The sequence below is a fragment of the Parathalassolituus penaei genome, from assembly GCF_026626885.1.
GTDB lineage: Bacteria > Pseudomonadota > Gammaproteobacteria > Pseudomonadales > Oceanobacteraceae > Oceanobacter > Oceanobacter penaei.
On sequence record NZ_JAPNOA010000026.1, the window covers coordinates 131,877 to 143,495 of the forward strand.

The 11,619-nt window shown below is 53.8% G+C and carries 15 protein-coding genes; 9 read left to right on the forward strand and 6 right to left on the reverse strand.

Annotated features, from left to right (window positions below; all coding sequences use genetic code 11):
• Positions 1-123: 123 nt before the first annotated feature.
• Positions 124-717: a Fe-S biogenesis protein NfuA gene (gene nfuA, locus OUO13_RS09575; protein ID WP_283173654.1), complete on the forward strand. Its 594-nt coding sequence runs from the start codon at positions 124-126 to the stop codon at positions 715-717.
• A gap of 47 nt (positions 718-764) precedes the next feature.
• Here nfuA and OUO13_RS09580 read toward each other — a convergent pair whose 3' ends face one another.
• A complete protein-coding gene (locus tag OUO13_RS09580) occupies positions 765-1,064 on the reverse strand; it encodes a PilZ domain-containing protein (RefSeq protein WP_283173655.1) in 300 nt (99 codons plus the stop codon).
• Between the two features lie 193 nt (positions 1,065-1,257).
• Here OUO13_RS09580 and OUO13_RS09585 point away from each other — a divergent pair, with 193 nt between their 5' ends.
• The 7 genes from OUO13_RS09585 (at position 1,258) to OUO13_RS09615 (ending at position 6,398) form a co-directional block, all read left to right on the forward strand.
• On the forward strand, positions 1,258-2,430 hold the full coding sequence (locus OUO13_RS09585) for a PP2C family protein-serine/threonine phosphatase (protein ID WP_283173656.1): 1,173 nt from the start codon (positions 1,258-1,260) through the stop codon (positions 2,428-2,430).
• Positions 2,430-2,915, forward strand: coding sequence for an STAS domain-containing protein (locus OUO13_RS09590; RefSeq protein ID WP_283173657.1), 486 nt, complete (start codon positions 2,430-2,432; stop codon positions 2,913-2,915). The genes OUO13_RS09585 and OUO13_RS09590 overlap by 1 nt, the downstream gene beginning before the upstream one ends.
• Before the next feature lie 36 nt (positions 2,916-2,951).
• Positions 2,952-3,977, forward strand: a complete 1,026-nt coding sequence (locus OUO13_RS09595) for an NAD(P)H-dependent glycerol-3-phosphate dehydrogenase (protein WP_283173658.1) — start codon at positions 2,952-2,954, stop codon at positions 3,975-3,977.
• A gap of 9 nt (positions 3,978-3,986) precedes the next feature.
• A complete protein-coding gene (locus OUO13_RS09600; RefSeq protein ID WP_283173659.1) occupies positions 3,987-4,298 on the forward strand; it encodes a DUF4389 domain-containing protein in 312 nt (103 codons plus the stop codon).
• Positions 4,295-4,759, forward strand: coding sequence for a phosphohistidine phosphatase SixA (gene sixA / locus OUO13_RS09605; protein WP_283173660.1), 465 nt, complete (start codon positions 4,295-4,297; stop codon positions 4,757-4,759). The genes OUO13_RS09600 and sixA overlap by 4 nt, the downstream gene beginning before the upstream one ends.
• Before the next feature lie 75 nt (positions 4,760-4,834).
• Entirely contained in the window at positions 4,835-5,695 is an 861-nt protein-coding gene (locus OUO13_RS09610; RefSeq protein WP_283173661.1) for an alpha/beta fold hydrolase, read from the forward strand.
• A gap of 40 nt (positions 5,696-5,735) precedes the next feature.
• Entirely contained in the window at positions 5,736-6,398 is a 663-nt protein-coding gene (locus tag OUO13_RS09615; RefSeq protein WP_283173662.1) for a lipoprotein intramolecular transacylase Lit, read from the forward strand.
• Positions 6,399-6,409: 11 nt separating this feature from the next.
• Here OUO13_RS09615 and OUO13_RS09620 read toward each other — a convergent pair whose 3' ends face one another.
• From OUO13_RS09620 to OUO13_RS09640, 5 genes are all read right to left on the reverse strand, one after another.
• The gene (locus tag OUO13_RS09620; protein ID WP_283173663.1) at positions 6,410-7,030 is read right to left on the reverse strand and encodes an RluA family pseudouridine synthase; all 621 of its coding nucleotides are present in this window, start codon (positions 7,028-7,030) and stop codon (positions 6,410-6,412) included.
• A 52-nt stretch (positions 7,031-7,082) separates the two neighbouring features.
• Positions 7,083-8,444 (reverse strand): prephenate-dependent tRNA uridine(34) hydroxylase TrhP, encoded by a 1,362-nt coding sequence (trhP, locus tag OUO13_RS09625; RefSeq protein ID WP_283173664.1) that lies wholly within the window; start codon positions 8,442-8,444, stop codon positions 7,083-7,085.
• 123 nt (positions 8,445-8,567) lie between these two features.
• On the reverse strand, positions 8,568-9,089 hold the full coding sequence (locus tag OUO13_RS09630; protein ID WP_283173665.1) for a hypothetical protein: 522 nt from the start codon (positions 9,087-9,089) through the stop codon (positions 8,568-8,570).
• 17 nt (positions 9,090-9,106) lie between these two features.
• Entirely contained in the window at positions 9,107-10,219 is a 1,113-nt protein-coding gene (locus OUO13_RS09635; protein WP_283173666.1) for a class I SAM-dependent methyltransferase, read from the reverse strand.
• A complete protein-coding gene (locus tag OUO13_RS09640; RefSeq protein ID WP_283173667.1) occupies positions 10,219-10,554 on the reverse strand; it encodes a hypothetical protein in 336 nt (111 codons plus the stop codon). Before OUO13_RS09640 ends, OUO13_RS09635 begins: the two co-directional genes overlap by 1 nt.
• Before the next feature lie 117 nt (positions 10,555-10,671).
• On the opposite strand from OUO13_RS09640, the gene OUO13_RS09645 reads away from it, so the two are divergent.
• Positions 10,672-11,610: an AEC family transporter gene (locus OUO13_RS09645; protein WP_283173668.1), complete on the forward strand. Its 939-nt coding sequence runs from the start codon at positions 10,672-10,674 to the stop codon at positions 11,608-11,610.
• Positions 11,611-11,619 lie beyond the last annotated feature (9 nt).

Below are 11,619 nucleotides of genomic sequence, written 5' to 3' on the forward strand. Positions count from 1 at the left end.
GGAAAAATGGCGCAGGATTGTATCAGAGGAGAATCAGCTTGTCTTATCCAACTATTTTGCTTGGGTATTTCTCATAGCCCCATGGTTTCGTTACAATGGCCACCAGTTTTCGAGGATTGATTCATGAGCGAGTACATCAATATCACGCCAGATGCGGAAAGTTATCTGGCAGAACTGTTGTCCAAACAGAACATTGCCGGTATGGCTGTTCGGGTATTCATCACCCAGCCAGGCACCAAGTACGCCGAGACCTGCCTCGCTTATTGCCGTCCTGAGGAGGTCAATGAGTCCGACAAGCTTCAGCAGATGGAAAAACTGACCGTATACGTTGAAGCCATGAGCATTCCGTATCTGGAAGAAGCCATTATCGATTTCGCCAAGGATCGTATGGGCGGCCAGCTGACCATCAAGGCGCCAAACGCCAAGATGCCAAAAGTGACCTCTGACAGCCCGGTAGAAGAGCGCATCAACTACCTGCTTTACACCGAAGTGAATCCAGGTCTGGCATCACATGGTGGTGAAGTAAGTCTGGTTGAGTTTCTGCCTGAAGAAGGCGCAGCCATTCTGAAGTTTGGCGGTGGCTGTCAGGGTTGCAGCGCAGTTGATATGACTCTGAAGGATGGCGTTGAAGCCAGCCTGATCGCCAAGATCCCGGAAGTCAAAAGCGTTCGCGACGTTACTGACCATACTCAGACCGATAACGCCTACTTCAAGTAAGTGGCTGGTTTTGCCGGTCTGTCGCTTTGGAAACTCTGGCCAGCGTCCTAGCGGACGTTGGTCAGTTCCACGCCAATTTCTTCAAAATCGCCCATCGGCTGAATTCGGCAAATCCTGACACTGGCCGTCAAAGGGGCAGTGGTGCCGCCGGCGCTGTTGATTTCGATAAATCCCAGATCACCCGTCACCAGACCGCTGACACCCTTGTATTGCAATTTTGCGCCGCTGGCGCTGATATCCAGACATTTCATGGGCAGTTCCTTGATGCCCATGGTCAGAACCGCCGTGGTGTCGACCTTGATTCGTACGTGATCGCGCTTTTCGGTGAAATGCTGTCGCCAGTTCATGTTTGCCTCCAATGTTTGCAGCAAGCAGAACAGGCGCATTTGCCCGCTCTGCTATCAGTATAGAAGCAGCTATACTGTTTCGCCCGGATGTCAGGGATTGCAAGGCAAGGCGGATGGCGTTAGTGTTCGCACCATTGTCTGGGCTGTAAACCGTGAAATTCCGGAGCAACCCGATTTGTCTTAGGAGATGCGAATGGCCGCTACTGTGCTGGTCATTGACGACGACCCAAGCGTACGTGACAGTCTGGCTGCGTTCCTGGTGGATTATGACTACCGGGTTCTGACTGCGCCGAGCGCCGATGCTGCCTGGCCTGAGCTGGAAAACAACCATATCGATGCAGTGATCTGCGATCTGCGTATGCCGGGTACCAGTGGTATCGAATGGCTTGAGCAGGTGAAGGAGCGCGAGCCAGGTTTGCCCGTAATCGTGGTATCCGGTGCCGGTGTAATGGACGACGTTGTGCGTGCACTGCGCCTTGGGGCGGATGATTTTCTGATCAAGCCAATTCTCGACCTGGAAGTCCTGCATCATGCTCTGCGCCGGGCCATAGAGCGTGCCCGTCTTGAAGCTGAAAACAACTCCTATCGTGAATACCTGGAAAAGACCAATCTTGAGCTGAAACGCGGCCTTGATGAGCTGCGATCGGATCAGCTTGCGGGTCGCCAGGTGCAGATTCGGATGTTACCTGAGCCGCTGGGCTTCAAGGGCATCGAATGTGAACACCGTATTATTCCTTCCTTGCTGCTGAGCGGCGATTTCCTGGATTATTTTGAACTCGGTGAGCACCGATTGGTGTTTTATATCGCCGACGTTTCCGGACACGGTGCGTCCTCTGCGTTTGTCACCGTGCTGCTGAAAAACCTGACCTATCGTCTGCGCCGTAACTTCCGTCGCGGCTCCAGTGATGACTTGTTGCATCCTGCCCAGGTCTTGCAGCGGGTCAATGCCGAGGTTCTGGCGACGGGGCTCGACAAGTTCCTGACCATGATTTACTGCATTATTGATACGAGCGATAACAGTATGCAGTACAGCGTTGGCGGGCATTTGCCGATGCCAGCATTGTTGACGAGTGATGGCGTGCGGTTTCTGGAGGGGCGGGGGCGTCCAGTCGGGTTGTTCCCGGAGGCAGAATATCCAACCTATACTGTTCAGCTACCAGAGGATTTTCGTCTTATGCTGTTCTCTGATGGCGTTCTTGAAATTCTTGAAGCGGACAATCTACCTGGGCGCGAAGCGCAGCTCCTGCAGCAGGTCGCAGATTCCGCCGGTAATCTTGATGTCTTCCGTGAAAGTCTCGGGCTGGAACAACGTCCGGAAGTGCCGGATGACATTGCAATGATGGTAATTGGTCGAGGTAGTTTATGATGGCTGGCCATATTCAGGTGGCTCGCCAGGATGGCGTCCAGATTATTCGGTTGATAGGTGACGTGCGTCTTAACCTTTGTATGGCATTCGATAGCTATATTCGTGATGTGCTGGGTAAGGCTGAGTTTGATAATGTCCTGATTGACCTCTCTGAAGCAGAAGGCATTGACAGCACAACGCTAGGTCAGCTTGCGAAGATCTCTATACTTTGTAAGGATCGCTTCCGGATTGTTCCAACCGTTTATTCACCCAGCGCCAGTATTACTCGTATCCTGATGAGTATGGGCTTTGACGCTGTGTTCCATATCCTTGAAGAGCCATTCAGCAACGAGACCGAGTTTCAGGACTGGGTTGTTGACTCGATGGATGAAGAGCGTGCTCGCCTCGAAGTGATCGCCGCTCACAAGGTTCTGATGAGTCTTAATGACGCCAACAAAAGCAAGTTCAGCGAACTGGTCGAAACGCTCGAGTGCGGGCGCTTCTGATCTTTCTCCGCAAATCTGATCGCCTGGAGGGGCAACGTGGGAATCCGGACTGCAACTGTCATCGGAGGGGGTAGCTTTGGTACTGTTATCGCCAACATTCTGGCCGATAACAATATTCAGGCTATTCAATGGTTACGTAATCCTGATATTGCGGACGCCATTAACCAGCAACATCTGAACCCTCAATACCTGCCGGGTATCGCCCTCAATCCAGCATTGCGTGCCACCAATGACCTCGAAGAGGCAGTGACCGATGCTGATGTGATCTTTGTATCGGTGCCAAGCAAGTCCGTGCGGGAGGTGGTAACCGCATTTGCGCCGTTTATCACGGAACGTCAGGCTCTGGTCAGCACCACCAAGGGCATTGAGCCGGATGGTTTTCATCTGATGAGTGAGGTTATACGGGAAATATTTCCGAATAACCCGATTGGTGTTCTGAGCGGCCCTAACCTGGCCAAGGAAATTGCCAAGAAAGAGCTCGCTGCAACAGTGATTGCAAGTGAAAATAGTGAGTTACGTCGTGATGTTCAGGAATCGCTCAGCTGTGCCTATTTCCGTGTGTACGCCTCCAACGACCTCTACGGCGTTGAGCTGGGCGGCGCGCTGAAAAATATCTATGCCATCGTGTCCGGCTTTGTTGCCGCGCTGGGCATGGGTGAAAACACCAAAAGTATGATCATTACCCGTTCGCTGGCTGAGATGAGCCGGTTTGCGGTAGCTATGGGTGCTAACCCGCTGACCTTTTTGGGGTTGTCGGGAGTCGGTGATCTGGTAGTGACTTGCATGTCACCACTGAGCCGTAACTTTCGTGTTGGTTACGCTATTGGAGCCGGCAAAACCCTCGATGAAGCCGTTAATGAACTGGGGGAGGTTGCTGAAGGTGTTAATACCTTGCGTTATGTCAGGGCAAAGGCTGCGGAATCCGGTATCTATATGCCGCTGGTGATGGGTGCCTACGAAGTTCTGTTTCGGGGGGCCGATCCGCGCGCCGTTGCTCAGGGTCTGATGAAAGGTGAACATGCGTCCGATGTGGACTTTGCGTTACCTAAACATGAAATCTGAGGAGTAAACATGCGAGATTCTGAATTCAAGTCCAATCTGACGTCAGATCGCTTTTGGCTGCGGACCATTTATACCGTTATCTTCGTGATCGTTGTTCGCGTCCTTGATCTGATGTTGCTGTTACTGACTCTGGTTCAATGGGTTTATCAGCTGTTGAGTGGCCGTGGCCATGACAGGCTGAACGGCTTTTGCCATGCGTTGGGTGAATACTACCGTCAGGTGGTACATTATCTGACCGGCTGTACCGATGAAAAACCTTACCCATTCAGTGACTGGCCAAAACAGCAGGGCGCCCCTGCAAAAGAGGTTAGATCTGAGTGAAAATCTGTATTGTTCGGCATGGTGCCGCCGTTATTGGCAGTCTGGATGACGCGCATCGTCCACTGACCGAAAAAGGCGTGGTTCAGGCTCAGGCTGCGGGGCGCTGGTTGGCAACGCAGGAATGGAATGACCCCGTTATACTGGTCAGTCCCTATTTTCGGGCTAAGCAGACAGCTGAAGCCATTCATCACTCATTACCATTGTGCTTGTTGGAGTCTGCCGCGCTTACACCAGATGCAGACGTCAATGCGCTCGTGGAAAGTTTTGGCGAAGCTGAGCGCGATCTGATTATTGTGTCGCACTTGCCACTGGTTGGTCATCTTGCGGCTTTGCTTGTTGATGGGCAGGTATTTGATCAACCATGGTCTCCAGCGGAGTGCTGGGTGCTATCCGGGGATGTCGCAGGACCGGCGTGTATGTCGGTGTCCGCTGTCTGGTATCCTGCTCTCGAAAATATCTGATCGGTAGTCAGCTGTGTAAAGCTGACGGGCTTCTTGCCATAATGCGACCCTCCAGACCAGGAGGGGAGTATTTTGATGCAAACTCTGGAATTACCCAGTCGTTACGGCATGTTGCCAGCATTAAGCTGGGGGCAGCCATCCGCCCAACCGGTGTTAGCCATTCATGGCTGGCTCGACAACTCACTCAGTTTTGAACAGCTTGCGCCGCGTCTGGTTGAGCAATTCCCTCACTTCCGTTTTATTGCGGTTGATCTCCCCGGTCATGGCCTTGCTCCACATTTGCCTGCGGGTGTCTCTTATCCATTCTGGACCTGGTCTGAGGTTCTGGTCGACCTGTTGACCTTCTTTGGTCGGCCCATTCACGTGATGGGTCACTCCATGGGGGCGGCTGCAGCCTTATTGGTGGCTGGCAGCTGTCCGGAGCTGATGCGCTCACTGGTTTGTATTGATGCGCTTGGCCCTGCGACCGGAACCCAGCAAAGCGCTGTGGAGCTGTTTCGCCGAGCCATGCTGGAACCAACAGGGCGTGCCTCGCCGGGTTTTCGTGAGCTGCAAGAGGCGATTGAACTACGCCGACGAGCAACCCCGTGGCTGACAGCAGAACAATTGCAAGCGATGGTCGCGCGCAATCTCGAGCATAGGGCAGGCCGTTGGCATTGGCGCACTGATCCGCGATTGCGCAATCATTCGAGGATTCGTTTTACCGAGGATATGCTGGCCGGTTTTCTGGCGGGAGCGGACTTGCCGGTGCTGGTTGTTCGGGCATCTAAAGGAATTCTTCCGGAAGAGATTATACAGCAACGCATGGCTTGTCTGCCTCGCGGCGAATTGGTTTCCCTTGTCGGGCATCACCACTGCCATATGGATCCCGGCAGCTTGCCAGAGCTGGTCGTGGCGATCAGCCATTTTCTGAGGGAATGTGATTGTGCTGAATAAGGTCTGGCAGCAGCAGTATGGCTGGTTCCTGGTGCTGTTAATGGCATTAATTGCCTGTCTGGGTTGGTCATGGCTGGTGTTGGCGCAGTTCGATTACGCGTATCCACTGTGGTACGACTGGCTGGATATCGGTGAGCACATCAAACGCTTTGGACGCCAGAATCGGTTTATTCATGGTCTGGAGACGCTGCCCGTCTCAGAGCATGTTCGCTTATTTGCCGATATCTGCACGGCCGTGCATAACGGTGGTGCGGGGCTCGCTGACATTCAGTTTGTATGGAAGGGGAATGGACAAGGGTTGTTACGCATGCCTGAGATTGAACACCTGCAGGATGTCGCCAATCTGATCGATCTGATGCGCAATGTCGTTCTGGTGGCGTCGGTCGTCGCTGTTGCAGGTTTGTTGTGGCTACGGCGGTCTTCTCGCCCGCGACTGGGGCTGCAAGCGGCTTTGCTGATAGGGCTGGTTTTAGTGCTGGGAACGATTGTGCTGATCGTTGGCCCAAAAGCGGTGTTCTACCAGTTTCATGTCTGGATTTTTCCAGAGAATCATCAGTGGTTTTTTTATTATCAAGAGTCGCTGATGAGCACCCTGATGAAAGCGCCAGACCTGTTCGGTGCTATTGCCGTGGCGATTGTAGTGCCGGGCTTGATGCTGTTTGCGGCCTTGCTGGTATGGCTCGGCCGCACACAATCCAGATGATCAGAGACTGATCAGAAAGGCGGCTTGCACACGAAGGCGAGTCGCTCACCACTGGTTGGATGGGTGAAGTCCAGTTCGCGCGCGTGCAGACACATGATCGGCGTTTTTTGCTCGTCATAGTCTTTGCTGTAGAACGGATCACCGACCATTGGGTGGCCAATTTGCTGCATGTGCAGACGCAGCTGGTGTGATCGACCGGTCTTCGGATACAGCTCGACCCGGGTATTGCCGTTTTCAACACCGAGTTTGCGCCAGCGCGTCAGTGCATAACGGCCCTCGGTATGACTGATCTTTTGCAGCGGGCGATTAGGCCAATCCACAATAATCGGCATGTTGATGCAGCCGAGATTGCCTTTTACCACGCCGTTTACGAGGCTTTCATAGACCTTGCGGGTGGTCTGTTTTTCAAACTGCTGCTGAATAAACGTCAGCGCGGCCTTGTTGCGGGCGTAAACGATGATGCCCGACGTGTCGCGATCCAGACGATGCACAATGTGCAGCTCACCCAGTTCGGCCGACAGCCGACCAAACGCAGAATCCTTGTTGTGCAGGCCGGGAACACTGAGCAGGCCGCTCGGCTTGTTCAGCACCACAATCTGGTCGTCGAGAAACAATACGTGATCAAGAATCATGGGGTCTTTTCAAATCAGGACTGCGGCAGACTGATCTGCCGCAGTACGAGGATTACTCGGCGTCTGGCAGGTTGCGAATCAGCATAACCTTGTCAGCGGTGTCGAGGTGAATATGGCCTGGCAGATCAATGTCGACCACAAAGCCTGAGCCTGGAGCGTCATCACGCACTTTGCCGTGGCGATCGGCGATGCCGTCCAGCTTGAAGGTGTGATTGCCAGTCGGGGTCATCAACTCCAGAGAGTCGCCGACCTGGAAGCGGTTGCGAACGTCCACACGTAGGCGACCGTTTTCCAGCGACATGGCCTCACCAACAAATTGCTGGCGAGTGCTGACGGAATTGCCGCGCTCGTAGTTCTGGTACTCGTCATGAACGTGGCGACGGAAGAAACCTTCGGTGTAACCACGGTTGGACATGTTTTCCAGAGTGTCCATCAGGCCCTTGTCAAAACCACGACCAGAAACCGCATCGTCAATCGCCTTGCGATAAGCCTGCGCAGTACGGGCAACGTAGTAGTGGGACTTGGTGCGACCTTCGATCTTCAGTGAGTGTACGCCCAGTTTCACCAGCTGTTCGATGTGCTGGATGGCGCGCAGGTCACGAGAGTTCATGATGTAGGTGCCGTGTTCGTCTTCAAACGCTGGCATGTACTCGTTCGGGCGAGTCGCTTCCTGCAACAGGAAAATCTGGTTGGTGGTGTCGCCGTCGCCAAGAGTTGGCGCGTGCGGATTAAACTGCGGCTGGCTTGGATCGAACTCCTGAACGCCGGCCGGAATCACGTCGCCAGAATCAGTTTCCTGAGCTTCGTGAGCATCGTATTTCCAGCGACAGGCGTTTGTGCAAGTGCCCTGGTTCGGATCGCGGTGGTTCATGTAACCAGACAGTAGGCAACGGCCAGAGTAGGCGATGCAGAGTGCGCCGTGAACAAACACCTCGATTTCCATTTCCGGAGAGCGTTCGCGGATTTCAGCAATTTCATCCAGCGACAGTTCGCGGGACAGAATGATGCGGCTTACGCCCTGGCGACGCCAGAACTCCACGGAAGCGTAGTTCACCACGTTGGCTTGTACAGACAGGTGTACCACCTGATCTGGCCAGCGATCTTTTACCATCATGATCAGGCCCGGGTCGGACATGATCAGCGCGTCCGGCTTCATTTCGATAACCGGCTGAATGTCACGCATGTAGGTGTCGATTTTGCTGTTGTGCGGCGCAATGTTGCTGGCAACGTAGAATTGTTTGCCCAGCTCATGAGCACGACTGATGCCCTGGGCGAGGTTATCCAGGCTGAATTCGTTGTTGCGAACACGCAGGCTATAACGTGGCTGACCGGCGTAAACGGCATCCGCTCCATAAGCGAAAGCGTATTCCATACTTTTGAGGGTACCGGCCGGGGAAAGGAGTTCTGGTTTCATATCAGCTACAGGTGAAAGTGCGTTGAAGGCATTAAAAGGCGCGCAGTATATCAGGTCTTTATCTGTGCTCTAGCCAGGATGGGGTGGATCTGGTGAAAAAATCACCAGTTCCATGTTCGAATGTCAGTCGTTGCTGACGCCGAACAGGCTGACGTCCATTTCGGACAGCCATTGGAAGTAGCGCTTGGCCAGCGGCAGCTGGCGGACTTCGGCGAATTCGGCTTCAAATTCCTGGCAGATGTCAGCCCAGTAGCCGCGCAGACCGCTGGTATCGGCACCGAGTGCGTCCATTTCATCGTAGAGGTCGCCGATGTTGTTCAGAATCAGTGCCGTATCGTCACATTCTTCGTCAAACAGGCTTTCAATCGATGCGTACAGTGCCGCACAGCTCAGTTCGCTGATGCGCCAGGCCAGGCTGTCATCTTCCGGACGAGCGTCGCGCCAGGCTTCAAAGGCTTCATAGAAGCGCGCAAGATTGTCGCGTGATTTAAGCTCGCCGCGCAGAAAAGCCGTTTGCTTGCTCAGAAGCTTTTCAAAGGCTTCGGTATCCAGGCCGTCGGCTTTTTCCATCTGGATGTGGGGCAGGTTGATCCGCGCCACTGCCAGACAAAATGCACTGCGAGCCACTGCGGTGGTCAGGTTCATTCAGGATTCCTCGTGAATCAGAGTGGTCGGCGGCAGCGATACAGCATGAACTTCGGATTCTCGGCAATCACATCGGCCTTGCGGAAGAAACGCTTGAGTACCGGACGGTACGGCAGATGGCGGTTGGCGATCACCAGCAATTCGCCTTGTGGCTGCAAGCGGGCGGCGGACTGCTCGAACATCAACTCGGCAATGTCGGACATCTGCTTGTGACCATCGTGGAATGGCGGATTGCAGACGATGAAGTCAAACGTACCTGTCACATCTTCCAGCAGATCGCTATGCACTACCGTTGTCTGCAGGCCATTACGCTCAGCGTTGGCCGCAGCGCTTTCAACGGCCAGCAAGGAGTCGTCAGCCAGGGTCAGGTCGATGTCCGCGAAGCGTTTGGCCAGAGCGATGCCGAGCAGGCCGTTGCCACAGCCGAGATCGCAGACCTTGCCTGACAGTGGCAATTGCAATGCCTGATGCTGTTCCAGCAGGAAGCGGGAGCCAATATCCTGACTGTTACGGCTGAATACACCTGGCAGGCCTTTTAATTCGACCTCTTGTTCAGGCTCATCCAGACGGTAGCCTTGCCAGAGGATTAACTGCTTGTCGGCTTGCGGCTGACTGATTTCCATCAGGCGCGCCTTGCGCTCGATTGGGTACTGACGGTATTCGCCGCTATTGGCTTCCAGCCAGTTCAGCCAACTGACTGGAATATGCTTGGCCATGCCAGCCAGGAAATAACGGGTGTCGGCTGGTAAGTGCTGTCGACAAATCTCAATCCAGTAGCGTAACTGGTCAAGATTTTTCGGGATTCTCAGGATAACCTGATGGGGCATGTCCTCGGCAGTAACGTCCACCAGCGCTTGCGGGTGTGAAACCCAACGCAGTGGCTGCTGCAGATGATTGCGCTCCATGTTGGCCAGAGTGGCGCGACGGGCGCAGGCGCTCTCGAGCCAGATCACTGGTCTGGCCAGTGAGCAGACGAGGGCGCCGTAGCGGTCGTTGATAACGAGGGTTGGTTTCTGTGCATCCAGTTGACGCAAAACGTATTCGTCAGCGCTGTCCCAAGGGCGGGCGATATGCTCTGCAACCGGGGGCAGGCATTCGAGAGACAGTGCCTGCTGTTCCCAATATGGCATCAGTAAATATCTTTAAAGTCTTTGGTTTCGAGCTGCTCAAGCAGGGTTTTTTCGCGCTCTTTGGTGCGCACTGCGGCAACTTCTTCCGGAGCATTAACCGGCGTTGCGACTGCAGCTTCTTCTTGCTTGCGTTGACGTGCTGTTTCACGGGCAACTTCCTGATCGCGTACTTCAGGATTTTCTGCCAGGAATTTTTCGTACACGGATGGCACGCGGTTTTTAACGCGTTTGCCGGTCTGGCGGTCAAAGTTGGCTTCACGTTTCATTTTGGAACGGCTGCCGGTCTTGACGCTGTGAATTCGCTTCAGCGAGCGGGTCTTTTTCTGTCGGGTCATGATGTTTGGCCAGATATATCAAGGCGCGAATGATACCACGAAGGCGGCGTTTTACATCGAGGCAAATCCCGGTATTGTTGCGCCCCTGTTCTGACCACCTGATGGGAAACAAACCGAATGTATTGGCAGTCGTTTGTGTTTACGATCCAGATTATCTTGCCAGTGTGCCTGCTGGTTGTGCTGGGTTACTACCTGCGTCATCGCAACATTGTTGATGAGCACTTTATTCAGGTCGGCTCGCGTCTGGTGTTCACCCTGACACTGCCGGTGCTGATGTTTATGGCGATTTCGAAGGTGCGATTTGAGAGTTCGTCGCATTTTGGATTAATGCTGTTTGTAGCAATCATCATTCTGCTGTCATGCTTGATCTCAGTGATCTGGGCGCGGGCAAGTGGCGTCAAGCGCGAAGATCAAAGCGCCTTTGTGCAGGCGGCCTTCAGAAGTAATCTCGGCATTATTGGTATCTCCATGGTGGTCTATGCTTTTGGAGATGAAGGCACGCGTATTGGTGCGTTGGTGCTGGCGGTTGGTGTACCTATGTATAACCTGCTGTCGGTCATGGTGTTGGCGCATGGCCAGTCGGTAAACTGGAGCAAGCAGCTACTGCTGATTGCCAAGAACCCTCTGATCATTTCGATTGCGCTGGCGCTGCCATTCAGCATCTGGCAGATCCATATTCCGGGTTCAGTTGAAAGTGCACTGAAAAGCATCGGCAATATGACGCTGCCATTGGCGCTGATTGGTGTTGGTGGAACTCTGGATTTGTCGGCCTTGCGTGCAGCGAACAAAACGACTATCCAGATTTCATTGCTCAAGCTGATCGTTCTACCTGCTTTGTCCGTGGTCGTAGCTCTTTTGGTGGGAATTCGAGGGGTTGAGCTGGGCGTTGTTGCTCTGATGCTTGGTAGTCCTACCGCGGCTGCTGCATTTGTGATGGCTAGCAGCATGGGAGCTAATCGGGTTTTGACTGCGAATGCGGTCGCCGTCACGACTTTGGGCTCATTGGTGACGATGGGTGGAATTTTCTATGTTTTAAGGGTTACTGCGCTGGTATAGTGACAAACT